Below are 23,999 nucleotides of genomic sequence, written 5' to 3'. Positions count from 1 at the left end.
ACTCCCCAAACCACTCCCCCAACCGCCCAGCCGCTTGCTCCTTGACCTCCTGATTGATATGCGCCGCCACCGCCGCGATCGACAGGCTCAGCACGCCGAGGTCGTCGGCGTAGCCGATGCCGGGCAGTACGTCGGGGATAAGGTCCAGGGGCAGGACGAAGTAGCCCAGGGCCCCGTAGATGGTGCTTTTGGCCCAGGCCGGGGTTTCTGGGCGTTGGGCGGCGTAGTACAGCCACAGGGCCTTGGTGATCAGGCTGCGGCCGACATGCAGGGCGTAGCGGCTGATCTTGCGCCAGAGGCAGCGGTGGAAGCTTTGTTCCAGGATATGGCCGGTGGACATGGCGGGCTCCTTGCGGGTAACGGGCGCCAGGTCATGGTGGGCGTTGCGTGTGTGCGCTGGCAGCGGTGAGCTTTTCCCCGGGAACTGCTGGCGGCCATGGGCGTCGCGTGGGTTGCCCTCAGGCCTGGCGCCAACCTTCCAGGTAACTGAACAGCCGCATCCCCAATAGCATCGCCAGCACGAACACCCAGGCCTGCCAATGCCCGCTGGGCAGCAGTACCAGCGCCGGGCCGGGGCAGATGCCGGCAATGCCCCAGCCGATGCCGAACACCAGGCTGCCGCCGATCAGGCGGCGGTCGAGGGGGCGTTTGCCTGGCCGTTGCATCGGTGCGCCCAGCAGGGAGTGCGAGCGTTGCCGGGCCCAGCGCATGGGCCACCAGGCGCTGGCGATGGCGCCGAGCATCACCAGGGCCAGGGACGGGTCCCACTGGCCGGCGAGGTCGAGAAAGCCCAGGACCTTGGCCGGGTTGGCCATGCCGGCCAGCAGCAGGCCGAGGCCGAACACCAGGCCTGCGGCAAAGGCGCTGAGGCGCTTCATGGCAGTAGCCCCAGCAGGTGACGGGTGACCCACACGGTGGCGAAGCCGGTGGCCATGAAGCACAGGGTGGCGATGATCGAGCGTGGCGCCAGCCGGGAGATCCCGCAGACCCCATGGCCGCTGGTGCAGCCGCTGCCATAGCGGGTGCCGAGGCCCACCAGCAGGCCGGCGCCGATCAGGCCGAGCGTGTCGCTGTGGAATTCCACGGGCGGCAGGGCCACGAACAGCCCCCACAGCAGCGGCGCCAGCAGCAGGCCGAGGATGAACAGGGCCTTTTCCGCCCAGCCTTCGCCGGCCGGTTGCAGCACGCTGGCCAGCAGGCCGCTGATGCCGGCGATACGGCCGTTGGCGGCGATCAGCCAGCCGGCCGAAAGGCCGATCAACACGCCGCCGGCCAGGGCCGACCAGGGGCTGAAGTGCAGCAGGTCGATGGACATGCCAGGGGTCCTCACGTCAGGAAGAGGGCCAGCCCGCCACAGGCCATAACCCGTGGCGGGCTCGGATGCTTCAGTGGGGCAGCAGGCCCAGCGCGCCGCCGGCCAGGAGCAGGGCGGCGCAGATGCCCGTGACGGCGAACAGCTGTTGCAGCCGTGGCCCGGCCAGGTGGCTGGCGATCTGGCGGCCGAGCACCAGGCCCAACACCGCGCCGAGGGCGAAGGGCGCGCCCACCGCCCAGTGCATCACGCCGCTGAGGCTGGCGGTCACCACGCTGCCCAGGGACACCAGGGCGATCACCGCCAGGGAGGTGGCGACGATGCTCTTGCTGTCCAGGTTGGTGTAGCGGCTCAGCGCCGGGATGATCACGAAACCGCCACCGACCCCCAGCAGCCCCGACAGCAGCCCGGAGAGCAGGCCGGTGAAGGTCAGCGCCCGGGCGCAGGGCAGGGTCCAGCGCAGCCGGCCCTGGGCCGGGTTGAGCACGCAGGGCTGGAACGCCGGGCGCGGCGCCGGCCGGCCCTGTTTCAGCTCCAGGCTGGCCTTGCGCAGGATGCGCCCGCAGGCGTACAGCAGCACCAGGGCGAACAGCAGGGCCAGTGGCAGGTTCGGCAGGCGGTGGGCCAGCCACAGCCCCAGCGGCGCCATGAGGATGCCGATGCCGGCGACGAACCCCGCGGCGCGATAACGCACGATGCCCTGGCGCAAGCCGAGGATGGCCCCGACGCTGGCGGCCAGGCCCACCGCCAGCAGGCCGATGGGGGCGGCCTCGACCATGCTCAGGCCGAGGCCGAACACCAGCAGCGGCACCGCGAGGATGCCGCCGCCGGCCCCGGTCAGGGCCAGGATCGCGCCGATGATCGCCCCCAGGCCCGCACCCAGCAGACTGTGTTCATTCATGCTTGGGAGGTGTCCGTGGCCAGGGTCGGGTGCGCCAGCCATTCGTGGCCCTTGAGCATGCCGCGCCAGTACAGCGGCGGCAGGATCATCTCCTTCAGCCACCAGGCGCGCCGGGTCGGCTGGCGCCCGTCCAGCAGCCAGGCGGGAAAGCTGGGGGCCAGCTTGCCGCCGTAGGTGAATTCGGCGAGGACGATCTTGCCCCGTTCCACGGTCAGCGGGCAGGAGCCATAGCCGTCGTAATGGGCCAGCCGGGTCAGGCGCTTGAGGGCCACCAGCACGTTGTTGGCCACCACCGGCGCCTGCTTGCGCGCGGCCGCGGCGGTCTTGGCATTGCTGGTGTTGGTGGCGTCGCCCAGGCCGTGGATATTGGCGAAGCGCTTGTGGCGCAGGCTGTGGGGGTCGACGTCGACCCAGCCGGCGGCATCAGCCAAGGGGCTCTGGCGAATGAAGTCCGGGGCGCACTGTGGCGGCACCACGTGCAGCATGTCGAATGGCCGTTCCAGGGTTTGCTGGGTGCCATCGGCCAGGGTGCGGACGAAGGTCGCGCGTTTGGCCGGGCCGTCCACCGCTATCAGGTTGTGGCCGAAGTCCAGGTCGATGGCGTACTTCTTCACGTATTCCATCAGTGCCGGCACGTAGTCGGCGACGCCGAACAGCACGCCGCCGGCATTCATGAAGCGCGGCTTGATCGCGCCCAGGCGGCCCTGGCGCAACCAGTGATCGCAGGACAGGTACATGGCCTTTTGCGGCGCGCCGGCGCACTTGATCGGCATCGGCGGCTGGCTGAACAGCGCCTGGCCCTGTTGCAGTTGCTGCACCAGCTCCCAGGTGTAGGGCGCCAGGTCGTAGCGGTAGTTGGAGGTCACGCCGTGCTTGCCCAGGGCCTGGGGCAGGCCGTCGATGGCCGCCCAGTCGAGCTTGAGGCCGGGGCAGACGATCAACTGGTCATAGGCCAGCACGCGCTCGTCGGCCAGCACCAGGGCATTGTGCTCGGGCTCGAAGCGGCTGACCGCCTGGCGCAGCCACTTGACCCCCTTGGGCATCAGCGAGGCCATGTCGCGGCGGGTGGATTCGGCGCTGAACACGCCGGCGCCTACCAGGGTCCAGCCGGGTTGGTAGTAGTGGGTGTCGGCGGGGTCGATGATCGCCACGTCCAGGTGGGGATCGCGGGACAGCAGGCTGGCGGCGACGGCGATACCGGCGGCACCGCCGCCGACGATCAGCACCTGGTGGCTGCCGTCGACGGCACGCGGGGCAGGGTGGATGGGACGCATGGCAAGGTCTCCGTATGGAGTAATCGTTATAGGGTGTTCAGGGGGATCTTCAGGTAGCTCACGCCGTTGTCCTCGGGCTCGGGGAAGTGCCCGCTGCGCATGTTGACCTGCACCGAGGGCAGGATCAGCACCGGCATGTCCAGGGTCGCGTCACGGGCTTCGCGCATCTTCACGAAGCTGTCCTCGTCGACGCCCTGGTGGATGTGGATGTTGTTGGCCCGCTGTTCGGCCACGGTGGTCATGTACTGCAGCTCGCGGCCGTTGGGCAGGTAGTCGTGGCACATGAACAACCGCGTTTGCGGTGGCAGGGCCAGGATCTTGCCGATGGAGCGGTACAGGGTCCGCGCGTCGGCGCCGGGGAAGTCGCAGCGGGCGGTGCCGTAGTCGGGCATGAACAGGGTGTCGCCAACGAAGGCCACCTGCTCTTCGCCCACCTGCACCAGGTAGGTCATGCACGCCGGGGTGTGCCCCGGGGTGTGCATGGCCCGGGCGGTGAGCTGGCCAATGGCGAACTCGCTGCCGTCGGCCAGCAGCACGTCGAACTGGCTGCCGTCGCGGGCGAACACCGGGGCTTCGTTGAACAGCGCGCCGAAGACTTTCTGCACCCGGGTGATCTGGTCGCCGATGGCCACCTGGGCCCCGAGCTGCTCCTTGAGGTAGGCGGCGGCCGAGAGGTGGTCGGCGTGGACGTGGGTTTCCAGGATCCAGTCGACTTGCGCCTCAAGCTCCCGGACCCGGGCCACCAGGCGGTCGGCGGACTCGGTGCGGGTGCGGCCGGACTTGGGGTCGTAGTCCAGCACGCTGTCGATCAGGGCGCAGCGGCGCGTGGCGAGGTCCATCACCAGGTAGCTGATGGTCCAGGTGTGGCTGTCGAAAAAGGCTTCTACACGCAGCGTGTCGCTGATGATCATGGGGCACTCCGGCAATGAAGGGCGAGGGCAGTCTGCGCTGCCGCTCCTGCCTTGGATTGTCAATAAACGTGCCAACCCGACATAGCGCCGGCCGGCACCCGTTACTGGGTGTGCAAGCTTGCCAAGGCCCTGCTCCGGGGCTTTGGGCGGGGTGACTGTCACCCGGAAGTGGCAGTGAGTTGGCAGTAGGTGGCAGAAAATGGCAGTGGCGGGCGCCTTGCTTTAAGCTTTCGCCATTGCCCTGGAGCCTGTCATGTCCCTGATCGCCACCGACCTTGCCAATTCGCGGATGTCTGCCCTGGTGTCCTACCTGGAGCACGATCCTCAACCGAGCATAGTGCTGGACACCGACTACAACATCATTGCCGCCAACGCGGCCTACCAGCGCCAGTTCGGCGTGGCCGGCAAGCCCCATGTGGGCGCCAAGTGCTACCGGGTGTCCCATCAGTTCGCGGTGCCATGCGACCAGGCCGGCGAGCACTGCCCGATGCGCAAGGCCCACGACAGCCGGGTGCCGGAACGCATGCTGCATATCCATCACACCCCGCGCGGGCCGGAGCATGTGGATGTGGAGCTGCGGCCGATCATTGGCCAAGACGGCACGGTGGTGGCCTATGTCGAGCGCCTGAGTTCGGTGGCCGTTGCCTCGGTGCAGCCGCAGCAACATGGCCTGGTGGGGCGCTCGCCGGCGTTCAATGAAGCCCTTGGCGCCCTGCAACGGGCAGCGCCGGCGCCGATCCCGGTGCTGCTGCAAGGCGAATCGGGTACCGGCAAGGAGTTGTTCGCCCGCGCCCTGCATGACGGCAGCCCAAGGGCCGGCGGACCGCTGGTGGTGGTGGACTGCACCGGCCTGACCGAGAGCCTGCTGGAAAGCGAGCTGTTCGGTTACGAGAAGGGCGCCTTCACCGGGGCCCTGCAACGCAAGATCGGCCTGGCCGAAGCGGCCCACGGCGGCACGCTGTTCCTCGATGAGATCGGCGAAGTGCCGCTGGCAATGCAGGTCAAGCTGTTGCGGTTGATCGAGTCCGGCAGTTTTCGTCCGGTGGGCAGCCTGCGCACCGTGCATTCGGACTTTCGCCTGGTGGCCGCGACCCACAAGCCGCTCAAGGAAATGGTCGCGGCCGGCACCTTCCGCCAGGACCTGTACTACCGCATCAGCGCCTTCCCGATCCGCCTGCCGGCCCTGCGCGAGCGCAGCGACGACCTGCCGCTGTTGATCGACAGCCTGCTGCGCCGGCTCGACCCGGGGGCGATGTTGCGGCTCGATCCGGCGGCCCTGGAGCAACTGCGGCTGTACGCCTTCCCGGGCAATATCCGCGAGTTGCGCAATATCCTGGAGCGGGCACGGCTGTTCAGCGACGACGGGGTGATCCGCCTGCAGGACCTGCCGCCGGAGCTGCGCAGCTCCCAACCTGCGGCCCCGGTGGCCCGGCGTCGCGGCGGCAAGAACCTGGAGCAACTGGCCCACGCCCTGGAAGTGTTCGATGGCTCGCGCGCCGAACTGGCCAAGGCCCTGGGCCTGAGCGAACGCACCCTGTACCGCCGGCTCAAGGCCCTGGGCCTGTAGCCGCTAGATATCGTCTCGTGTAGCCGCGCCGCCAGAGGGCGGTTGGCCAGGCGCTGGCTGAAAGGCCCGGCGGGCCTTGGCGCAGCTTCGCAGGCGCAGCAGCGCCTACAGGGTGGGGGTGGGCAGGTCGCAGGCCATGACCCACATGCCGATCTGTTCCAGGTCGGTGCTGAAGGGTACTTCGCCGACCTGGCGCAGGCCGGCGCTTTCATAGAAGCGCCGGGCGCCGACGTTGCTCTTGAGCACGTCCAGCCACAGGCAGCGCGCGCCGCCCTGGCTGGCCCGTTGCAACACGTGGTCCAGCAGCAGCCGGCCATGGCCCTGGCCGGCCTGGGACTTGAGCAGGTAGATCTTCTGCAACTCGGCCCCGACCTTGCCGCTGCCGGGCATGGGCCGGTTCCAGTTGAGCTTGGCGAACCCGATGGGCACCTGCTGCGCGTTGAGGGCCAGCAGCCACATATGTTGGTGCCGGGCGGCCAGGGATTGCTCCAGCAACTGGGGCGCGAAGTCCTGGTCGAGAAAACGCTGCATGCCCTCGGCGCTCCAGATCGAGGCGAAATGTTCGCGGTAGGTGGCGCGGCCTATGGTCTGCAACGTTTCCAGATCGCGGTGTTCGGCTTCACGGATGGTGATCATGCTGCGTTCCTTGCCAGGTCGGGGTGGCGCAGCTTACTTCGAGCCTGCGTGCCAGGGCCAGAGTGATAGGGCCAGAGTGCCAGGGTGCAATGCCCGGGCACGATGGCGCCGGCCCGTGGTCGTAATGGCAGTTGCCCTTGTCCCTTGCCCGGCCATTGCCGTGGCCTTCAGGAGATGCCATGAGCCAGGCCGTACTTGCCACCGAAACCAATCGCCGCCAATTGCAGCAGATCATCTCGGGACTGTCCGACGGGGTGATCCTGATCGAAACCGACAAGGCCAGGAGCCTGCTCTGGGCCAATGAGGCGGCCCTGGCCATGCACGGGGTCAGCGAAGTCAGCCAGCTGGGCGCCAATGCCCGGGAATACGCCAAGCGTTATGCCTTGCGCTATCGCAACAACCATCCCCTGGCCCTGGACAGCTACCCCATCAGCCGGGTGGCCGCCGGCGAGACCTTCAGCGATGTGGTGGTGGAGGTCCAGGCCGAGATCGACGGCCAGTCCAGGCATTGGGTGCACCGGGTGCGCAGCATGATCCTCACTGATCGCAGCGGCGTCCCGGAATCGCTGGTGCTGATTCTCAGCGATGCCACCGACTGGGCCAGCGCCGAGCAGCGCTTCGAGAAGACCTTCAGCGCCAACCCGGCGCCGGCGGTGATCTGCCGCCTCAGCGACCTGCGCTACATCAAGGTAAACCAGGGCTTCCTGGAAATGACCGGCTACGCCCGGGACCAGGTGATCGGCCGCTCGGTGTACGAGCTGGATGTGCTGGAGGACGCCGAGCACAAGGACCTGGCCATCGAGCGCCTGGGGCAGGGCGCGACCATTCCGCAGATGCAGGCCGAGCTGCGCCTGCCCGAAGGCGGCAGCAAGCTGGTGATCGTCGCCGGCCAGCCCCTGGATATCAACGACGAAGACTGCATGCTGTTTTCCTTCATGGACCTGGAGCCGCGGCGCAAGGCCGAGATCGCCCTGCGCCAGAGCGAGGAGCGCTTCGCCCGCTCGTTCCGCCTGACCCCGGTACCGACCCTGGTGTGCAGCGCCGAGCAGCAGATCGTCGACGTCAACGAAGCCTTCCTCAACACCTGCGGCTACAGCAGCGAGGAACTGCTGGGCAAGACCATCGACAGCATCGGTTTCATCGCCGAGCAGGCGGCGGCCCGGCAGTTGTTCGGCCAGCTGGAGAAGAGCGGCCACGTCATGGGCCAGGACCTCAAGGTGCGCAAGAAGGGCGCCGAGCTGATCGACTGCGTGGCCTACGCCGACACCGTGGTGATCCAGGACCAGCCCAGCTACCTGCTGGTGCTGATGGATATCAGCGATCGCAAGCGTTCCGAACTGGAGCTGGTGGGCGCTATCGAGGAGGTGATGCGCGACGCTTCCTGGTTCAGCCAGACCCTGATCGAAAAACTCGCCAATGTCCGCAACAGCCGTGGCCCTGGCGCCCCGGGCCCGTCCTCGGCCGACCTGACCGCCCGCGAACGTGAAGTACTGGGGTTGATCTACCAGGGCCTGGCGGACAAGGAGATCGCCGCCCAGTTGCAACTGGCCCTCAATACCGTGCGCAACCACGTGGCGACCCTGTATTCCAAACTCGGCGTGCACAGCCGTGGCGAGGCCATCGTCTGGGCCCGCGAGCGTGGGTTGTTCGCTGGCGCCCTGGTGGGCGGGCCGCGTTGAGCTGGTGCACATGCACTAGTGCGGCTAGTGCATATGCGCCTTTTGCCAAGCGTCGCGGCTTCTTAGGCTGTGAGTGTGCGCAGGTCCGTTGGTGGAACCTGGCGCCCGATCAACCACAGCGAAAGGACAATCGACATGGCGAGCGAACAGCTCAAGGGCAAGGTGGACAAGGCGGCCGGCAAGGCCCAGGCGATGGTGGGCGAACTGCTGGACGATGAGCCGATGCAGGCTCGAGGCATGGCCCGGGAAGCGGCAGGCCAGTTGCAGGAGCACTACGGCCAGGTGCTGGACCGGGGCTTGCAGTGGGCCCGGGAGCGTCCGCTGGCCAGCGCGGCGTTGTTGGCGGGTGTCGGCCTGCTGGCCGGCCTGTTGCTGCGGCGTCGCTGAGATGCCCGGGGTGATTACCCAGGCGCAGCTACGGGCCTGTATCGAACAGCGCCTGGCGCCACTGGCTTGCAGCTTCACCACGGCGGGCGACGGCACCCTGACCCTGCGGGTGTTCGAGCCCCACAGCGGCCGGGTCGACCTGGTGGCCAGCGGGCTCAGCCTCAAGGCCCTGCGCAGCGAGGCCGATGTGGCGAAGATGATCGACGAGCTGCTCTATGAGCTGGACAGCAACTCCCTGGGGCGCATCGGCCTGACGCCCTGAGCCTTCTCGATGGCGGCGCCGCTGGCGCTGGACTATAAGCAAAGGGTCGCTGGCCGCGCTCGCGGCCGGCCTTGCGAGTCGGCTCCATGTCCGCAGTCTTTCCCTGCTCCGATCGTGGTGAACCGTGAACGCCCGGGTCCAGGGTGTGCCCGGTCGTTTGGACAATATCGTCCTGGTGGCGGATCTGGCCGGGACCGCGGTGTTCGCCGTGGAAGGCTGATCCTCGCCCGACGCCTGGGGCTGGCACCCATGGCTTGCGCCTGGTTGGCCGGCAGCGCGTGTTTCGCCCTGCGCATGCTCTCGGTGCACTACGGCTGGCAATTGCCCCGGGCCTGACTGGCGCAGACCGCTGCGTGTGGCCGCTGCCGCAGGCTGCGCATGGGCGCGCAGCGGCCACAGGGGCAGCGGCTATTCGGTGATCAGGTTGGGGTGGCAGTCCAGGCTCAGGCGGGCGCCGCCGCGTTCGCTGGTGCCGACGTCGAGCTTGAAGCCGTGCAGGTCGACGATCGCCGCGACGATCGACAGGCCCAGGCCAAAGCCGCCCTGGGCGTTGTTTTCGTCGACCCGGTAGAAGCGCCGGAACACCGCGGCGCGCTCCGCCGGGGGAATCCCCGGGCCGGAGTCGAGCACTTCCAGGCGCGGGCTGCCGCCGTCGTCCAGGCCACGCAGGATCACCTCGCCACCCGGTGGGGTGAACTTGATCGAGTTGCTCAACAGGTTGGCCAGGGCCTCGAACAGCAGCGCCCGGTCGCCGACCATGCGCGGCAGGCTTGGCGGCACCTCCAGCACCAGGCTCAGGCGGCCTTCCTCGGCCAGGGGCAGGTAGAAATCATGCAGCTCTTGCAGCAGCGGCAAGGGGTCGAGTTCGAGAAAACCCGAACGGCGCCGACGGTCTTCCAGTTCCGAGATCCGCAGCAACCCGCGAAAACGCGCCATCAGGGTATCGGCTTCCGCCAGCAACTGGTCCATCTGCAACGCCTGGGGCGAGCCTTCTTCGGCCTGCTGTTGCAGGCGATAGAGCTGGGCCCGCAGGCGGGTCAATGGGGTGCGCAGATCGTGGGCGATGTTGTCGCACACACCCTTGACCTCATGCATCAGCCGCTCGATGCGCTCGAGCATGGCGTTGACGATGGCCGCCAGCATGTCCAGCTCGTCGCGCCGATTGGACAGCGGCAGGCGCCGGGTCAGGTCGCCGGCGACGATGGCGTCGGCACTGGCCTGGATCTGCCGGATGCGCCGCAACGGCCGGCGCCGCAGCAGGTGCCAGCCGGCCGCGCCGGGAATGATGGTCAGGGAAATCCCCCAGAGCAGGGCGTGGAGGATGATGCGGGTCACCGCGAACAGCGAGCCGTTGTCGCGCACCAGCACCAGCCAGCGGCCGTCGCGGGTCAGGGTGGCCACCGCATCGCAACTGTCCCGGGGCAGGCTCGGGTCGTCGGAGTCGATGCAGTTTTTCAGCTCGTGGATCTGGCCATCCAGGGGCAGGTCCTCGGGGATCTCGCGGATCGGCCCGCTCAGTGGCCGGCGCTGGGCGTCGAACAGGCCGTAGGCGTCGATGGCGCGCATGTCGAAGGTCATGCTGGTGGCCAGGGCCTCCACCAACTGCTCGCCCTCGAAGCGGGCGAACAGGTGCTGGCGCTGCATCAGCGAGTGCTTGGCCAGGCTGTCCAGGTAGTTGGAGACCTCGTAGTACAGCACCCCCATGAGGATGCAGCTCCAGGCCACGAACAGCGAACTGTAGAGCGCCAGCAGGCGGCTGCTGGAAGAGCGCCAGCCCTTAGAGGGGTTCAGCGATGACATAACCCGAGCCTCGCACGGTGCGGATCAGCGGGGCCATGCCGGGTGGGTCGATCTTCTTGCGCAGGCGGCCGATGTGCACGTCGATCAGGTTGGTCCCCGGGTCGAAGTGATAACCCCAGACCTCCTCGAAGATCATCATCCGCGAGAGGATCTGCCCGGTGTTGCGCATCAGGAATTCCAGCAGCTTGTATTCGGTGGGCAACAGGCTCAGCAGTTGCTCGGCGCGGGTCGCCTCGCGGCTGATCAGGTTCAGCTCCAGGTCCGCCACCCGCAGGCTGGTGTCGAAATCCTTGACCGTGTTCTTGCGCCGCAGCAGCACCTCGACCCGGGCCGCCATCTCGTCGGAGGCGAAGGGCTTGGTCAGGTAGTCGTCGCCGCCGGCGCGCAGGCCGCGCACGCGCTCGTCGACATCGGACAGGGCGCTGATCATCAGGATCGGCGTCGACACGCCGATGGTGCGCAGGGTGGTGACGATGGCCAGTCCGTCCAGCTCAGGCAGCATGCGGTCCAGGGTGATCAGGTCGTAGTCGCCGCTGACGGCGCGCACCAGGCCTTCGCGGCCGTTGTCCACCCAGTCCACGTCCAGGCCGTGGCTGCTCAGTTCAGCGACGATTTCCCGGGCCGTCACGGCGTCGTCTTCAATGGTCAGAATGCGGGTCATGGGCGGAGCACCTGTTGCAAGGGTTCATGGCACAGGAGGGCATTCTGCCAAGAAACCGCGGCCTGGATTCTAAAAAAACTTTCATCTATCGCACTCACCCCATCATGGTCAGTGAAATCCAGCGTCACTGGGCCAGAACGCTGATATCATCTGGCCACTTTTTTGCCAGGAGGCACGAGCATGGGCAGGGTGATCCAAATGGGCAGCAAACCCGCTTCATTGCTGTGCCTGGGCCTGCTCCTTTTGCTGGGCAGCAGCGTTGCGCTGGCGGGCAACCAGCCCTGCTCCGGGCGCAAGGGCGGCATTGCCCGCTGCGATGGCGAGTTGTTCCTGTGCCGCGACGGCTCCATCAGCGCCTCGAAGAAAAACTGCGCGCTGATGTTCGGCGAACCTGCACCCAGCCCCCGGGCGCAACCGTTGCTGCGCGACGCCGAGGGCTGCAGTTGCGGCTCCGGCAGCTTCTGCACCGGGCCCAGGGGCGGGGTCTATTGCCTGACGCCCAGTGGCAATAAAAGCTACAAGCGGCGCTAGCCAAGCCGGCGCCGGATCCTTCCATTCCAGACTATCGACGATGAACAACACCTCCCGTTTCAAACGCCTGGGCTGGCTGCTGCTGGTGAGCCTGGTGCTCAACAGCCTGAGCCAGATCCTGCTGGCATTGCCCGTGGCCATCGCCCTGGTGGGCGCCGTGCCGCATCATGCCTGGAGCCTGTTGGTGACCACGGGCGTCAAGATCCTCCTGCTGACGCCGCTGACCGCCGTGATCCCGGGCCTCTTGATGCTCTTCGGCCTGCGCTTTGGCGCCTGGGCCTGCCTGCCGATGTGCATCCTGCTGATGATCCTGGGGCCCTGGCCTGGAACCAGCATCGGCCAGTTCCTGCTGGGTTACTGGATCATCGCCTTGCTGGGCCGCTTTGCCTGGCTCAAGGGGCGCGACCTGTACTACTACGTCCGGGCCAAGGCCTGAGTCTGACCGTGCAGAACGCCCGCCGGACAACCGATCCAGTGGGCAATCTGCCCGGCCCCTGGCGTTTTGTTCGCGCTGCAACCTACTGAAAAACAAAGCATTCATTGGTTTCGTGCAACTGGCATGACGACTGCAATCCCCTGATCGAGACTTGCTTCGTCACCTTCATCTGCCAGGAGCAGAACAACAATGAACAGACCTTCTGAACACCTGCTTGCTACCACCGATGTCTCCAGCCATGGCTCGGGGGTGTCATGGTCGGCGATCTTCGCCGGCGCCGCGGCGGCTGCGGCCCTGTCGTTGATCCTCTTGCTGCTGGGCCTGGGCCTGGGGTTCTCCTCGGTGTCGCCCTGGACCGGCAGTGGCCTGGGCGCCAAGGGCCTGGGTATCTCCAGCATCGTCTGGTTGGCTCTGACGCAGATTGTCGCTGCGGCCCTGGGCGGCTACCTGGCCGGGCGCTTGCGGGTGAAATGGGCCAACCTGCACGGTGATGAAGTGTATTTTCGCGACACCGCCCATGGCTTCCTGGCCTGGGCCGTGGCGACCCTGGTCACCGCGACGTTGCTGGTAGGCACCGTTGGCAGCCTGGTTGGCGGCGGCCTGCAGGCTGGTGCTCAGTTGGCCGGCGGCGTTGCAGGAGCGGCGACCCAAGTGGCCGGTCAGGCGGCCAGCCAGGGTTCCCGGGAGGATTATGGCTACTTCGTCGACAGTCTGTTTCGCGATGATCGCCCGGTGGCAGTGAGTGACGATGCGGCCCGGGGCACCGTGTCGCGCATCTTCGTGCGGACCCTGGGCAACGATGGTCAGTTGGCTACCGAGGACCGGGCCTACCTTGCGCAACTGGTGGCCCAGCGTACCAACCTCGGCCAGGCCGAGGCCGAGCGGCGGGTCGATGAAGTGTTCGCCAAGGCCCACCAGGCCGTGGAACAGGCCAAGCAAGCGGCCAGGGAGGCAGCCGATACCGCTGCCAAGGTCGCTGCATGGTCCTCGCTGTGGATGTTCATCGCACTACTGTGCGGCGCTTTCTTCGCCAGCCTGGCCGCGCTATACGGCGGCCGTCGTCGGGACGCGGTGGTCTGGGTCGAGACCGACCTCCAGCCACGTACCACAGCGCCCCTTGCCACCCATTGATCAGGAGATATCCCCCATGCGCTCATTACTCTTGTGGTTCCTCGGCGTACCTATCCCGGTAATCATCCTGATTGCCCTGTTCATGCATTGATGCCCGCGCGTTGATGCCACTGTGAACCGCTGCCGGCCTGTGCCCGCAGCGGTTTTTTTTGCCCCTGGCCCGAGACGTCGGGACACTGGCGGCATTTTCATGACGTTGCGCGGGCATTTGCTTGGCCCAAGTCAATACTCGTGTCCGACAAACCGACTAGATTGGCCCGCGCCTGGTTCTGGCAGAGTCTCCGGAACCGTGACGTTGCCACGTCCCCGCGCCGGGACCCGGACGGCAGGATGCCGGCAACCGCCTTTCACTTCTTCACGGATGAACCGCAATGCGTCAGATAGACCGCAACTTCGATATTCAGCCGCTGCAGCATGCGGACATGACCATCAGCCTCAATGGCCAGCCGGTCACCGCCGCGCTGGGCGAGACCGTCCTCAGCGTCATCCAGGCCACCGGCCTGCGCCAGGTGGCCCGCAACGACCATGGGCAATTGGTGGGTGCCTACTGCGGCATGGGCGTGTGCCATTGCTGCCTGGTGCAGATCGATGGCCGGCACAAGCGCCGGGCCTGCCAGACCCTGGTCAAGCCAGGCATGCAGGTGCAGACCCTGACCAACCGCATCAATGAAACGGAGCCCAGCCTATGAGCCAGAATCCGCTAATCGTCGGCGGTGGCCCGGCGGGCATGGCAGCGGCCATCGAGTTGGCCGAGCACGGCGTGCACAGCACCCTGATCGAAGAGGCTTCGCGCCTGGGCGGGGTGGTCTATCGCGGGCCACTGCGCGATGGCGTACAGCTGGATTACCTGGGGCCGCGCTACAGCGAGATGCTGGCCAAGCTGCACGGTGACTTCGGCGACCATGAACAGATGATCGACGTGCGCCTCAACAGCCGGGTGATCGGCGCCGAAGGCAGCCATAGCCTGATGCTGCTCGATGGCGAGGAACAAGTGCAGGAAGTGCCCTACGGGCAACTGGTGCTGGCCGCTGGCTGCCACGAACGCAGCGTGCCGTTCCCCGGCTGGACCCTGCCCGGGGTCAAGCTGCTCGGTGGCCTGCAATTGCAGATCAAGAGCGGGGTGGTCAAGCCCCAGAGCCCGGTGGTGATCGCCGGCACCGGCCCGCTGCTGCCCCTGGTGGCCTGCCAGCTGCATGCCGCAGGCGTGCGCGTGGCCGGAGTCTACGAGGCCAGTGCCCTGGGCAAGATCGCCAAGCAGAGCCTGGCCCTGCTCAACAAGCCGCAGTTGTTCCTCGATGGCTTGAGCATGCTGGCCTACCTGAAGCTACACGGCATCGCCCTGCGCTATGGCTGGGGCGTGGTCGAGGCCCAGGGCCAGGACGCCCTCAGCGTAGTGACTGTGGCCCCGTATTCCAGCGACTGGCAGCCGGACATGTCCCAGGCCCAGCGCATCGCCGCCCAGACCCTGGCCATCGGCTACGGCTTCATTCCGCGCACCCAGCTCAGCCAGCAGATGGACCTGGAGCACAGCTTCAGCGACGACGGCTACCTGCGGGCCAACGCCAACGTCTGGCAGCAGAGCAGCGAGCCGCATATCCACCTGGCCGGCGACATGGGCGGCATCCGTGGTGGTGAAGCGGCGATGCTCAGTGGCCGTATCGCAGCGTTGTCGATCCTGATGCAGCGCGATGTGTTGAGTAACGAAGCGGCCCTGCGCCGGCGCCAGGGCTACGAGCGCAAGCTGGCCTCGATCCTGCGCTTTCGCGGTGCGGTGGACCGCTACACCGCACGTGGTGTCGGACAGATAGAACTGCCCAAGGGCGACACCGTGATCTGCCGTTGCGAGCACACCACTCGCAACGATATCGAACGGGCGCTGGCCCAGGGCGTCGAGGACATGGCCAGCCTGAAGATGCGCACCCGGGTGAGCATGGGCGACTGCCAGGGGCGGATGTGCGTGGGCTATTGCAGCGACCGCCTGCGCCAGGCCACCGGGCGCAAGGATGTGGGCTGGATTCGCCCGCGCTTCCCGCTGGATCCGATTCCATTCTCCGCCTTTGCGCCGGCCGACCAGGAGGTCTCCAAGCATGACTAAGCACTATGACGTGGTAATCGCCGGTGGCGGCGTGATCGGGGCGTCCTGCGCCTATCAGCTGTCCAAGCGCAAGGGCCTGAAGGTGGCCTTGATCGACTCCAAGCGCCCGGGCAATGCCAGCCGTGCCTCGGCCGGCGGCCTGTGGGCCATCGGCGAATCGGTGGGCCTGGGTTGCGGGGTGATCTTCTTTCGCATGATGTCGGCCAACCGCAAGCGCGAGGCCCAGGGCTCGGCGGTGGTGGTGGACTCCAGCACCCCGCACATCCTGCCGCAATCGTTCTTCGACTTCGCCCTGCAGTCCAACGAGCTGTACCCGCGCCTGCACCGCGAGCTGATCGGCTTGCATGGCATGGACTTCAAGTTCGAGCACACCGGGCTCAAGTTCGTCATCTACGACGATGAAGACCGGCTGTACGCCGAGCATATCGTCGGCTGCATCCCGCACCTTTCGGAGCAGGTGCGCTGGCTCGACCAGGCGGCCCTGCGCGCCTCCGAGCCGAGCATCAGCCATGAGGCCCAGGGCGCCCTGGAGTTCCTCTGCGACCATCAGGTCAACCCGTTCCGCCTCACCGACGCCTACACCGAGGGCGCCCGGCAGAATGGCGTCGACGTGTTCTTCAACACCAACGTCACCGGTGTCTTGCACCAGGGCAACCGGGTCACTGGCGTGCAGACCGCCGAGGCCGGGGTGTTCCATTGCTCGACCCTGATCAACGCCGCCGGCGCCTGGGCTGCGGAACTGAGCCTGCAGGCCACGGGGATGGAGATCCCGGTCAAGCCGGTCAAGGGCCAGATCCTCCTGACCGAGCGCATGCCCAAGCTGCTCAACGGTTGCCTGACCACCAGCGACTGCTACATGGCGCAGAAGGACAACGGCGAGATCCTCATCGGCAGCACCACCGAGGACAAGGGCTTCGACGTGACCACCACCTATCCGGAGATCAACGGCCTGGTGCAGGGCGCGGTGCGCTGCATTCCCGAGCTGGCACAGGTCAACCTCAAGCGCTGCTGGGCGGGGCTGCGTCCCGGTTCGCCGGATGAGCTGCCGATCCTCGGGCCGATGGACGGGATCCAGGGTTACCTCAACGCCTGCGGGCACTTCCGCACCGGCATCCTGACCTCGGCGATCACCGGGGTGTTGCTGGACAAGCTGGTGCATGAGGAGGCGCTGCCGCTGGATATCACGCCATTCCTGGCCCGTCGCTTCGCCCTGGAGCCGCAGAAGAAACTGGCGTAGCGCGCCTGGCCTGAACGCCAGCCAAGCCGGCGGGCCTTTTTGTTTCTAGCGCAGTCGTTGTCGCAGGGGGGGCGATTGCTGGAAGGTCCTGCGGACCTTGGCGCAGCTTCGCAGGCTCAGCAGCGGCTACAGAGGCTGCGCACGGTCGCGCAGCGGCCACAGGGGCGCCGAGTTATTGGCGGTTCCAGGCCGCCGGGTTGACCAGGTTCGCCGGGCGATCGCCGGCCAGGGCAGCGAGGATATTGTCCACCGCGCAGCGCGCCATGGCCTCACGGGTTTCGAAGGTGGCCGAGCCGATATGCGGGGTGGCCACCACATTGGAGAGTTGCAGCAGCGGCGAGTGATGATCCAGCGGCTCTCGTTCGAACACGTCCAGCCCGGCGCCGCGAATGCGCCGCTCCTGTAGCGCTTGGATCAACGCCGCCTCGTCCACCACCTTGCCCCGGGAAATATTGATGAAGATGCTTTCGGGGCGCATCAGGGCGAATTCCCGGGCGCCGATCAGGCCCTGGGTCTGAGGGGTCAGCGGCAGGGTCAGGCAGATGAAGTCGGCCTCTTGCAGCAGTTGCTCGAGGCTGCGATAGCGGGCGCCGAAGCGTTGCTCCACGGCCGGCTTGGGGTGGTTGCTGTGGTAGATCACCGGCATGCCGAAGCCGAAGTGCCCGCGCTGGGCCAGGGCCTCGCCGATACGGCCCATGCCGATGATGCCCAGGGTCTTGCCGTGTACGTCGCTGCCAAAATGCGCCGGGCCGATGCTGTGGTTCCACTGGCCGGCGCGAACCATGCCGGCCAGCTCCACCACGCGCCGGGCACTGGCCAGGATCAACGCGAAGCCGGTGTCGGCGGTGGTCTCGGTAAGCACGTCCGGGGTGTTGCTCAGCAGGATGCCGCGCCGGGTCAGGTAGTCGATATCGTAGTTGTCGACCCCCACCGAGACGCTGGCCACGGCTTCCAGCCGTGGCGCCAGGTCCAGCAGCGGGGCATCCAGGCGCAGGCTGGCGCCCAGCAGGCCGTGGGCCTCGGGCAGGGCCTGGCGCAAGTGCTCCAGGCCGGTATCGTCGAGGTTTTCGATCAGGGTGACCGCCACCTGTTCCTGCAGGCGAGCCATCAGCGACGGCGAGAGTTTCTTGTACAGCAGCAGATGTTTTTTCATGGAAGTCTCTGTGGCGATTCAGGAATGGGCCAGGCGCCGGCGCAGCGCCAGGGGTTTGGCCTGCGGCGTGCTGGCGCCGGGCTTGAGCAACAGGGTGAGCAGCACCGACAGCAGCAGCGCGCCGCTCATCAGCAGGTAGGAGGCCGCCGGCGAACCGGTGGCGCTGTTCAGGTAGCCCACCAGGTAGGAGCCGCCGAACGAACCCAGGGCGCCCATGCTGTTGATCAGCGCCATGGCGCCGCCGGCGACGTTGGCCGGCAGGATCTCCGGGACGATGGCGAAGAACGGCCCGTAGGGCGCGTACATGCAGGCCCCGGCGATCACCAGCAGGCCGTAGGACCACCAGAAATGCTCGGCCCCCAGCAGGTACGAGCCATAGAAGGCGAAGGCGGCCACCAGCAGCGGTGGCCAGACGAAGCGCTTGCGCTTCTGGATCCGGTCCGACCCCCAGGACACCCCGAGCATGGCAATCACCGCCGCCAGGTAGGGCAGGGCCGAGAGCCAGCCGGCTTCGACCATGTCCATCTGCGCGCCATGCTTGAGGATCGATGGCAGCCAGAGAACGAAGCCATAGACGCCGATGCTCCAGCAGAAGAACTGCAAGGCCAGGATGATCACCTTGGGCGAGCGGAAGGCTTCGGCGTAGTTCTTCACCGCCTTGATGCCTTGCTGCTCGGCGGCCAGGGCGTTCTCCAGGTCTTGTTTTTCCTGCTCGCCCAGCCACTTGGCCTGGCTCGGCCGATCATCGGCCAGGCGCCACCAGATGAAGGCCCAGAGCACCGCCGGCAGGCCTTCGATGATGAACATCCAGCGCCAGCTGAAATGCTCCACCAGGTAACCCGACACTACCGACATCCACAGCATGGTCACCGGGTTGCCAAGGATCAGGAAAGTATTGGCCCGCGAGCGTTCGGCCCGGGTGAACCAGTGGCACAGGTAGACCAGCATCGCCGGCATCACCGCGGCCTCCACCACGCCGAGCATGAAGCGGATGCCGATCAGCATGTAGGCATTGGCGACGATGCCGGTGAGGGTGGCCAGGCCGCCCCAGAGAATCAGGCTGACGAAGATCAGCTTCTTCACGCTGCGCCGCTGCGCGTAGATCGCCCCCGGCACCTGGAAGAAGAAATAGCCGAGGAAGAACAGTGCGCCCAGCAGCGACGACAGCCCGGGGGTGATGTTCAGGTCGGCGGCCATTCCCGAGGCGGCGGCGAAGCCGTAGTTGGCACGGTCCAGGTAGGCCAGGCTGTAGGTGATGAAGACGATGGGCATGATGTACCACCAACGGCGGGCGGCGAGTTTGAGCGTATCCATGGCAGTTCTCCTGAGCTTGTTGTTCTTGTCGCAACAGGTGGTTGTTGGGTTCTTGGCCTCGAGGCCGGCCGGCTCTAGAGCGCGGCCGCCAGGCATGGCCGGTCGGTGGGCAGTTCATGGCGGTAGGGCAGGCCCTCCATGTCGCCACGGCTCTGCACCGCGCGGCTGCCGCTCCAGTTGGCCCGCTGCACCGCCTCGACCATGCCGCAGCTTTCCAGCAGGGCGCTGACCAGGCCCACGGCGAAGGCATCGCCAGCGCCCACGGTGTCCACCACCTGGGGCACCGGCACGGCGTCGACGAAGCCGGCATCCAGTTGGGTGCGGTAGTAGGCGCCATGGGCGCCGAGCTTGATCACCACTGCCTCGGCGCCCTGGTCCAGGTAGAAGGCGGCGATGTCCGCCGGATCCTCGTAGCCGGTCAGCAGCCGGCCTTCGCCCAGGCCCGGCAGCACCCAGTGGGCCAGGGCCGCCAGGCGGTTGATCTCGCGGATCATCAACGCTTCGCTGGCCCACAGGCTTGGGCGCAGGTTGGGATCGAACGACACGCTGCGCCCGGCGGCGCGCTGGGTGCGCATCAGGTAGTGGGTCAGTTCCCGGGTCGCATCCGACAGCGCCGGGGGAATCCCGGTGGCGTGCAGGTGCCGGGCGCGCAGCAGCGCAGGGGCGACGTCGCTGATGTTCAGGTGGCTGGCCGCCGAGCCGCGACGGAAGTACTCGACCCGGGGATCATCGCCGGTCTCTTCCCGGGACTTGAGCTGGAAGCCGGTCGGGTGCAGTGGATCGCAACGCACGAAGCGGCAGTCCAGGCCCTCGGCCTTGAGGGTGTCGAGCACAAAGCGGCCCAGGGAGTCGTTGCCGACCCGGCTCAGCCAGGCCACCTTGAAGCCCAGGCGCGACAGGCCGATGGCCACGTTGCTGTCGGCACCGGCGATGCGCTTGTGGAAGTGCTCGACCTGGGCCAGGTCGCCGCTGTGTTCGGCGACGAACATGGCCATGGTCTCGCCAAAGGACAGGATATCGATCTCAGACATTGGTGTTCTCCAGTCGCGACTGGCCCAGGCGGGCCAATTGCTCGACCTGGGTCGCGGTCACCCGCACCAGGTCGTCGCCCTGCAACGGGTATTCCACGGCCCGGGTAATACCTTGGGTCATGTGCCGCAGCAGTTGTTCCCACTGATGCAGTTCCGGGCTGCCGGGCGGTATCGCCACCAGCTTGCCGTCGACCCGCTGGCGCACCGCCTTGCAGTGCACGTAGCCGACATGCCGGCCCAGCACGCGCGCGGCGTTGACCGCCGATTGCTCCTGCCATTGCCAGTTGCCGATATCGAAAGTCATGCGCAGCGGCAGGTTGAGGGTTTCCACGGCGCTGAAGAACCGCTGGAACGGCTCGATGCGCCCGCCGTGGGCGGTTTGGTCGTTCTCCACCAGCAGTTGCAGCGGCTGGCGGAACAGCAGGCTGGCCAGGCAGCGCAGGTCGTGATGCTCATTGAAGTGGCCGAGGGATACCTTGAGCTGGCGGGCGCCGAACTCCCGGGCCCGCTGCAAGGTGGCGGACAGCTCCGGCGCCGGTTCGCTGCGCCCCGGCTGCCACAGCTCCAGGGGCGAGGAGTACACGCTGTCCAGCCCGTGTTCACGGGCGCCCTGGGCCAGCTCGGCGGGGTTCTCGCCGCTCAGCAGTTCTTCGCGCCATTCGATGCAGGACGCCCCGGCGGCGGCTACCAGGGGGATGAAGTACCCCTGGCCGTGCTGGCGCACCAGGTCCGCGCCGTAGCTGGACAGGCTGATGGAAACGGGTGATCTAGTCATGTTGCCTACCTCTGAAACCGGTTTCATTTTTGTTCGAGTCAATACTGTGTTGCTGTCTGTCCCTGTGCTTGCTGCACCTTGTGGCCGCTGCGCGCCCATGTGCAGCCTGCGGCAGCGGCCACACGCGATGCACCCAGCCTCGTACGGCCTTGCACAGCCTTATCCTCGGGCCTGGCAGGTAGAGCCGCGGACGATCAATTGCGCGGGGAAATCCACTACCCGGGCCGGGCCGCTGTCGCCACGCAGGCGCTTGAGCAGGCATTCGAAGGCGCTGGCGCCGATGGCCGCCGTGGGTTGGGCCAGGGCGGTGATGCCGTTGCCCACCAGCGGGTACCAGTCCAGATCATCGAGGGCGATCAGGCCCAGCTCGCCGAACAAGGGACGATCAAGCTGGCGCAGGGCATTGGTGGCTGCCAGGGCAGCCACGCCATTGGCGCAGAACAGCGCCTTGGGCCCGGCGCCGGGACTGTCGAGGAAGGTCTGCAGGCCGGCAGTGAGCCCGGCGCCGGTTTCCAGCACCTGGCCACGCAGGGAGGGGTGGCGGACGATCTCGGCGTGGAAGCTGGTGCTGCGCTCCAGGCGCGAGCTGGTGCCGTCATGGGGTTCGCTGACCAGCAGTAGGTCGCGGTAGCCCTGTTGTTCCAGGTGCTCGATGGCCAGGTGCACCGCCGCCGGGTTGTCCAGGCCCACGAGGTCAGCCTGCAACTGCGCCAGCTTGCGATCCACCAGCACCATGGGCATTTCCTCCTGCAATTGCTGCAATTGGTCCAAGTGGTGGCCCAGGGTGTTCACGATCAGGCCTTCGATGTTGTAGGCCCGCAGGTTGGCCAGGTGCCGGGCTTCCTGCTGGTCGTCGCGGTCGGTGTTGCACACCACCAGGCTGTAGCCGTGCAGGCGGCAGGCGGTTTCCACGCCGTGCATCACGGCAATCGAATAGGGGTTGCGGATATCGGCCACCAGCATGCCGATCAGGCGCGTGCGCCCGCGCTTCAGGCCGCGGGCCATCTGGTTCGGGCGATAGCCCAGTTCGCTGATGGCTTGCTCGATGCGCAGGGCGATGGCGTCGGAAAGCAGGGCGCGGTCTTCGCCGATGAAGCGCGACACACTGGCCTTGGAGACCCCGGCACGGTGGGCGACATCGAGCATGGTGACGCGGCTGCGCTGGGCGGCGGAAAACTGATTCACGGGCGCTGACCTTGTTCTTGGAATTATCGGTTCGCAGGATCTGTGAGGTTGCCCTGAAACCGGTTTCAGGAAACCGCAGAATCGGTTGCGCCGTCAAGTCTGTTGCAGGGGGAAAACAGCCCGCGTTCTTTGCCCAGCTGACCAGCGGTGGGCTGCGAGCCGCTGCCGGGCTAGCTGAACAGCCCGGCGGCGATATTGATGGAAAAGCCCAGGATCGCGGTGTTGAACAAAAAGCCGATCAGCGACTGGGCGAGGACGATCCTGCGCAGCTCGCGGGTGGCCACGCCGACGTCCGAGGTCTGCACGGCCACGCCGATGGTGAAGGAGAAATACAGGAAATCCCAATAGTCGGGATCCTTGAGGTTCTCGGCGAAGCGCAGGGCCGGTTCCGGGCCGTCCCAGGTGTAGTAGAGGCGGGCGTAGTGGACGCTGAAGATCACCCCCACCAGCAGCCAGGAGCCGATCACCGTCAGGCCGGTGAAACCGTAGTGCAGCAGGCGTCGGGTGGTGTCCAGGTCCTTGCTGCCCACCAGTTCCAGGGTGATGGCCACCAGGCTGGCGATGGCGGCGACGCAGACGATCAGCAGCACCAGCCCGGCGTTTTCGTCCTCGGCCTCGGCGATGCGCTTGACCTGGTCGGCCCGGGCCCGGACCGTGAGCCAGAACATCAACGCCAGGTAGGTCCAGACCGCCACGTTCCAGCCGATGAGGATCTTGCCGGTGAGGGTCTGGGCCGGCACCAGCAAGCCGGCGATGCAGCCGGCCAGGACACCGAAGGTCAGGCGGGGATGGGTACGGATCACGATGGACATGGCGACTCGCCGTTGCAGGACAGGTGCTGAACCTTAGCACGGCAGTTTTGCCGGTTTCGCCTGGTGGTAGCTGCGCAGGCCTGTAGATACCGTCATGCCCGTTACCGGGCAAGCGCAACTCGGTGTCAGGCGGGCTTGGCCATGATCGCGCTGAACAGCTCGGACTCCAGCCAGCCCTGCAACCAGGCTTGCAGCGCCGGGTAGGGCGCCTGGGCGAACCAGTCGCGGTCGACATGGGCGAACTGGCGGACGAAGGGCAGCAGGGCCGCGTCCGCCAGGCTTGGATGGCCGCCCAGCAGATAGCGCTGCTGGCTCAGTAGCCGCTCCAGGCGCGCCAGGAACAGTTCGCCCTGGGCCCGGTAATGCTCCATCGGTGCTTCGGGGTAACGCTCGGCGTACTTGTAGCGATTGAGGTGGACCTTGAACACCTGGTCGTTGTCCTCGATCAGCCCCGCCATCTGCGCCCGGGCTTGAGGATCGCCCAGCAGGCGCCAGTCCCCGGGGTCATTGTGTTCCAAGGCCCAGAGCATGATCTGCAGGCTTTCATCGATCACCTGCCCACCGACGTTGAGCACCGGCACCGTGCCCTTGGGCGACAGCGCCAGCATTTCGGGTGGCTTGGCCTTGAGGCTGACTTCGACTATCCGTGGTCTCACCCCGGCATAGCGCAGGGCCAGCCGGGCGCGCATGGCATAGGGGCAGCGGCGGAACGAGTAGAGGGTGGCCTGGGCGTCGTTCATTTCACCTCCGGGTGGCTTAGGGTCTGTTGCCGTTTCGCCGCGACCGCGCCGGAGCCGGTTTTAGCGCGGGGCTAGGCACGAGACGCGAGGTTTGGCCGTCCAAATGAGCGTTCGAGTAACGACGTACCGCGCTAAAACTGGCCCGTCCCTTCGGGTTGCGCGGCAAATG

Annotated in this window: 26 protein-coding genes; 10 read left to right on the top strand and 16 right to left on the bottom strand. The window is 66.9% G+C overall.

Annotated elements, in window-relative coordinates; genetic code table 11:
- The 6 genes from AC3WK8_RS19465 to AC3WK8_RS19440 form a co-directional block, all read right to left on the bottom strand.
- The coding region (locus AC3WK8_RS19465; protein WP_146043273.1) for a YkvA family protein at positions 1-340 on the bottom strand (340 nt) is incomplete at its 3' end.
- A gap of 118 nt (positions 341-458) precedes the next feature.
- Positions 459-878: a DUF6691 family protein gene (locus AC3WK8_RS19460; protein ID WP_103325571.1), complete on the bottom strand. Its 420-nt coding sequence runs from the start codon at positions 876-878 to the stop codon at positions 459-461.
- Complete coding sequence (locus tag AC3WK8_RS19455) at positions 875-1,315, bottom strand: YeeE/YedE family protein (protein ID WP_103325570.1); 441 nt, start codon at positions 1,313-1,315, stop codon at positions 875-877. Before AC3WK8_RS19455 ends, AC3WK8_RS19460 begins: the two co-directional genes overlap by 4 nt.
- 70 nt (positions 1,316-1,385) lie before the next feature.
- A complete protein-coding gene (locus AC3WK8_RS19450; RefSeq protein WP_053128943.1) occupies positions 1,386-2,213 on the bottom strand; it encodes a sulfite exporter TauE/SafE family protein in 828 nt (275 codons plus the stop codon).
- Positions 2,210-3,487 carry an NAD(P)/FAD-dependent oxidoreductase gene (locus AC3WK8_RS19445; protein ID WP_103325569.1) on the bottom strand — a complete coding sequence of 426 codons (1,278 nt, stop codon included), beginning with the start codon at positions 3,485-3,487 and terminating at the stop codon, positions 2,210-2,212. The genes AC3WK8_RS19450 and AC3WK8_RS19445 overlap by 4 nt, the downstream gene beginning before the upstream one ends.
- 26 nt (positions 3,488-3,513) lie before the next feature.
- A complete protein-coding gene (locus AC3WK8_RS19440) occupies positions 3,514-4,398 on the bottom strand; it encodes an MBL fold metallo-hydrolase (RefSeq protein ID WP_068578323.1) in 885 nt (294 codons plus the stop codon).
- Positions 4,399-4,651: 253 nt separating this feature from the next.
- On the opposite strand from AC3WK8_RS19440, the gene AC3WK8_RS19435 reads away from it, so the two are divergent.
- A complete protein-coding gene (locus AC3WK8_RS19435; protein WP_103325568.1) occupies positions 4,652-5,965 on the top strand; it encodes a sigma-54 interaction domain-containing protein in 1,314 nt (437 codons plus the stop codon).
- Between the two features lie 105 nt (positions 5,966-6,070).
- Here AC3WK8_RS19435 and AC3WK8_RS19430 read toward each other — a convergent pair whose 3' ends face one another.
- On the bottom strand, positions 6,071-6,601 hold the full coding sequence (locus AC3WK8_RS19430) for a GNAT family N-acetyltransferase (RefSeq protein WP_103325567.1): 531 nt from the start codon (positions 6,599-6,601) through the stop codon (positions 6,071-6,073).
- Between the two features lie 179 nt (positions 6,602-6,780).
- Between AC3WK8_RS19430 and AC3WK8_RS19425 the strand changes: the two genes are divergently transcribed.
- The 3 genes from AC3WK8_RS19425 to AC3WK8_RS19415 all read left to right on the top strand — a co-directional run bounded on the left by AC3WK8_RS19425 (position 6,781) and on the right by AC3WK8_RS19415 (position 8,929).
- On the top strand, positions 6,781-8,280 hold the full coding sequence (locus tag AC3WK8_RS19425; protein ID WP_085598365.1) for a helix-turn-helix transcriptional regulator: 1,500 nt from the start codon (positions 6,781-6,783) through the stop codon (positions 8,278-8,280).
- Positions 8,281-8,415: 135 nt separating this feature from the next.
- On the top strand, positions 8,416-8,667 hold the full coding sequence (locus AC3WK8_RS19420; RefSeq protein ID WP_085598363.1) for a CsbD family protein: 252 nt from the start codon (positions 8,416-8,418) through the stop codon (positions 8,665-8,667).
- 1 nt (position 8,668) lies between these two features.
- Positions 8,669-8,929, top strand: coding sequence for a DUF1652 domain-containing protein (locus AC3WK8_RS19415; protein WP_085598361.1), 261 nt, complete (start codon positions 8,669-8,671; stop codon positions 8,927-8,929).
- Positions 8,930-9,337: 408 nt separating this feature from the next.
- Here AC3WK8_RS19415 and AC3WK8_RS19410 read toward each other — a convergent pair whose 3' ends face one another.
- Both AC3WK8_RS19410 and AC3WK8_RS19405 read right to left on the bottom strand, forming a co-directional pair.
- Positions 9,338-10,729, bottom strand: coding sequence for a sensor histidine kinase (locus tag AC3WK8_RS19410; RefSeq protein WP_103325565.1), 1,392 nt, complete (start codon positions 10,727-10,729; stop codon positions 9,338-9,340).
- A complete protein-coding gene (locus AC3WK8_RS19405) occupies positions 10,707-11,390 on the bottom strand; it encodes a response regulator transcription factor (protein ID WP_053128966.1) in 684 nt (227 codons plus the stop codon). Before AC3WK8_RS19405 ends, AC3WK8_RS19410 begins: the two co-directional genes overlap by 23 nt.
- A 180-nt stretch (positions 11,391-11,570) precedes the next feature.
- On the opposite strand from AC3WK8_RS19405, the gene AC3WK8_RS19400 reads away from it, so the two are divergent.
- The 6 genes from AC3WK8_RS19400 to hcnC all read left to right on the top strand — a co-directional run bounded on the left by AC3WK8_RS19400 (position 11,571) and on the right by hcnC (position 16,820).
- Complete coding sequence (locus AC3WK8_RS19400; RefSeq protein WP_068578310.1) at positions 11,571-11,921, top strand: YdcA family protein; 351 nt, start codon at positions 11,571-11,573, stop codon at positions 11,919-11,921.
- A 40-nt stretch (positions 11,922-11,961) separates the two neighbouring features.
- The gene (locus AC3WK8_RS19395; RefSeq protein WP_103325564.1) at positions 11,962-12,357 is read left to right on the top strand and encodes a hypothetical protein; all 396 of its coding nucleotides are present in this window, start codon (positions 11,962-11,964) and stop codon (positions 12,355-12,357) included.
- A 189-nt stretch (positions 12,358-12,546) separates the two neighbouring features.
- Positions 12,547-13,488, top strand: coding sequence for a hypothetical protein (locus tag AC3WK8_RS19390; RefSeq protein ID WP_085598354.1), 942 nt, complete (start codon positions 12,547-12,549; stop codon positions 13,486-13,488).
- A gap of 371 nt (positions 13,489-13,859) precedes the next feature.
- Positions 13,860-14,177 carry a cyanide-forming glycine dehydrogenase subunit HcnA gene (gene hcnA, locus AC3WK8_RS19385; RefSeq protein WP_053128978.1) on the top strand — a complete coding sequence of 106 codons (318 nt, stop codon included), beginning with the start codon at positions 13,860-13,862 and terminating at the stop codon, positions 14,175-14,177.
- Positions 14,174-15,583, top strand: coding sequence for a cyanide-forming glycine dehydrogenase subunit HcnB (hcnB, locus tag AC3WK8_RS19380; RefSeq protein WP_103325563.1), 1,410 nt, complete (start codon positions 14,174-14,176; stop codon positions 15,581-15,583). The genes hcnA and hcnB overlap by 4 nt, the downstream gene beginning before the upstream one ends.
- Positions 15,576-16,820: a cyanide-forming glycine dehydrogenase subunit HcnC gene (hcnC, locus tag AC3WK8_RS19375; protein ID WP_053128984.1), complete on the top strand. Its 1,245-nt coding sequence runs from the start codon at positions 15,576-15,578 to the stop codon at positions 16,818-16,820. The genes hcnB and hcnC overlap by 8 nt, the downstream gene beginning before the upstream one ends.
- Positions 16,821-16,992: 172 nt before the next feature.
- On the opposite strand, the gene AC3WK8_RS19370 is transcribed toward hcnC, so the two are convergent.
- The 7 genes from AC3WK8_RS19370 to AC3WK8_RS19340 all read right to left on the bottom strand — a co-directional run bounded on the left by AC3WK8_RS19370 (position 16,993) and on the right by AC3WK8_RS19340 (position 23,830).
- A complete protein-coding gene (locus tag AC3WK8_RS19370) occupies positions 16,993-17,973 on the bottom strand; it encodes a 2-hydroxyacid dehydrogenase (RefSeq protein ID WP_103325562.1) in 981 nt (326 codons plus the stop codon).
- Between the two features lie 18 nt (positions 17,974-17,991).
- Complete coding sequence (locus tag AC3WK8_RS19365) at positions 17,992-19,287, bottom strand: MFS transporter (RefSeq protein WP_103325561.1); 1,296 nt, start codon at positions 19,285-19,287, stop codon at positions 17,992-17,994.
- A 74-nt stretch (positions 19,288-19,361) separates the two neighbouring features.
- Positions 19,362-20,318, bottom strand: coding sequence for a sugar kinase (locus tag AC3WK8_RS19360; protein WP_103325560.1), 957 nt, complete (start codon positions 20,316-20,318; stop codon positions 19,362-19,364).
- Positions 20,311-21,093, bottom strand: a complete 783-nt coding sequence (locus AC3WK8_RS19355) for a sugar phosphate isomerase/epimerase family protein (RefSeq protein WP_103325559.1) — start codon at positions 21,091-21,093, stop codon at positions 20,311-20,313. Before AC3WK8_RS19355 ends, AC3WK8_RS19360 begins: the two co-directional genes overlap by 8 nt.
- Positions 21,094-21,252: 159 nt before the next feature.
- Positions 21,253-22,278 (bottom strand): LacI family DNA-binding transcriptional regulator, encoded by a 1,026-nt coding sequence (locus AC3WK8_RS19350; RefSeq protein ID WP_085598342.1) that lies wholly within the window; start codon positions 22,276-22,278, stop codon positions 21,253-21,255.
- A 170-nt stretch (positions 22,279-22,448) separates the two neighbouring features.
- Positions 22,449-23,090, bottom strand: coding sequence for a DUF1345 domain-containing protein (locus AC3WK8_RS19345; RefSeq protein WP_053129007.1), 642 nt, complete (start codon positions 23,088-23,090; stop codon positions 22,449-22,451).
- Positions 23,091-23,215: 125 nt separating this feature from the next.
- Entirely contained in the window at positions 23,216-23,830 is a 615-nt protein-coding gene (locus AC3WK8_RS19340) for a glutathione S-transferase (RefSeq protein WP_085598337.1), read from the bottom strand.
- Between the last annotated feature and the right edge of the window lie 169 nt (positions 23,831-23,999).

The organism is Pseudomonas sp. FW507-12TSA (genome assembly GCF_058781435.1).
The sequence above is the reverse complement of the archived record's forward strand: the minus strand, read 5'-3'. Positions and strand labels throughout refer to the sequence as shown.

Coding starts and splice junctions, on each gene's coding strand:
- AC3WK8_RS19460 (WP_103325571.1), bottom strand. CDS start 878: ATGAAGCGCCTCAGCGCCTTTGCCGCAGGCCTGGTGTTCGGCCTCGGC.
- AC3WK8_RS19455 (WP_103325570.1), bottom strand. CDS start 1,315: ATGTCCATCGACCTGCTGCACTTCAGCCCCTGGTCGGCCCTGGCCGGC.
- AC3WK8_RS19450 (WP_053128943.1), bottom strand. CDS start 2,213: ATGAATGAACACAGTCTGCTGGGTGCGGGCCTGGGGGCGATCATCGGC.
- AC3WK8_RS19445 (WP_103325569.1), bottom strand. CDS start 3,487: ATGCGTCCCATCCACCCTGCCCCGCGTGCCGTCGACGGCAGCCACCAG.
- AC3WK8_RS19440 (WP_068578323.1), bottom strand. CDS start 4,398: ATGATCATCAGCGACACGCTGCGTGTAGAAGCCTTTTTCGACAGCCAC.
- AC3WK8_RS19435 (WP_103325568.1), top strand. CDS start 4,652: ATGTCCCTGATCGCCACCGACCTTGCCAATTCGCGGATGTCTGCCCTG.
- AC3WK8_RS19430 (WP_103325567.1), bottom strand. CDS start 6,601: ATGATCACCATCCGTGAAGCCGAACACCGCGATCTGGAAACGTTGCAG.
- AC3WK8_RS19425 (WP_085598365.1), top strand. CDS start 6,781: ATGAGCCAGGCCGTACTTGCCACCGAAACCAATCGCCGCCAATTGCAG.
- AC3WK8_RS19420 (WP_085598363.1), top strand. CDS start 8,416: ATGGCGAGCGAACAGCTCAAGGGCAAGGTGGACAAGGCGGCCGGCAAG.
- AC3WK8_RS19415 (WP_085598361.1), top strand. CDS start 8,669: ATGCCCGGGGTGATTACCCAGGCGCAGCTACGGGCCTGTATCGAACAG.
- AC3WK8_RS19410 (WP_103325565.1), bottom strand. CDS start 10,729: ATGTCATCGCTGAACCCCTCTAAGGGCTGGCGCTCTTCCAGCAGCCGC.
- AC3WK8_RS19405 (WP_053128966.1), bottom strand. CDS start 11,390: ATGACCCGCATTCTGACCATTGAAGACGACGCCGTGACGGCCCGGGAA.
- AC3WK8_RS19400 (WP_068578310.1), top strand. CDS start 11,571: ATGGGCAGGGTGATCCAAATGGGCAGCAAACCCGCTTCATTGCTGTGC.
- AC3WK8_RS19395 (WP_103325564.1), top strand. CDS start 11,962: ATGAACAACACCTCCCGTTTCAAACGCCTGGGCTGGCTGCTGCTGGTG.
- AC3WK8_RS19390 (WP_085598354.1), top strand. CDS start 12,547: ATGAACAGACCTTCTGAACACCTGCTTGCTACCACCGATGTCTCCAGC.
- hcnA (WP_053128978.1), top strand. CDS start 13,860: ATGCGTCAGATAGACCGCAACTTCGATATTCAGCCGCTGCAGCATGCG.
- hcnB (WP_103325563.1), top strand. CDS start 14,174: ATGAGCCAGAATCCGCTAATCGTCGGCGGTGGCCCGGCGGGCATGGCA.
- hcnC (WP_053128984.1), top strand. CDS start 15,576: ATGACTAAGCACTATGACGTGGTAATCGCCGGTGGCGGCGTGATCGGG.
- AC3WK8_RS19370 (WP_103325562.1), bottom strand. CDS start 17,973: ATGAAAAAACATCTGCTGCTGTACAAGAAACTCTCGCCGTCGCTGATG.
- AC3WK8_RS19365 (WP_103325561.1), bottom strand. CDS start 19,287: ATGGATACGCTCAAACTCGCCGCCCGCCGTTGGTGGTACATCATGCCC.
- AC3WK8_RS19360 (WP_103325560.1), bottom strand. CDS start 20,318: ATGTCTGAGATCGATATCCTGTCCTTTGGCGAGACCATGGCCATGTTC.
- AC3WK8_RS19355 (WP_103325559.1), bottom strand. CDS start 21,093: ATGACTAGATCACCCGTTTCCATCAGCCTGTCCAGCTACGGCGCGGAC.
- AC3WK8_RS19345 (WP_053129007.1), bottom strand. CDS start 23,090: ATGTCCATCGTGATCCGTACCCATCCCCGCCTGACCTTCGGTGTCCTG.
- AC3WK8_RS19340 (WP_085598337.1), bottom strand. CDS start 23,830: ATGAACGACGCCCAGGCCACCCTCTACTCGTTCCGCCGCTGCCCCTAT.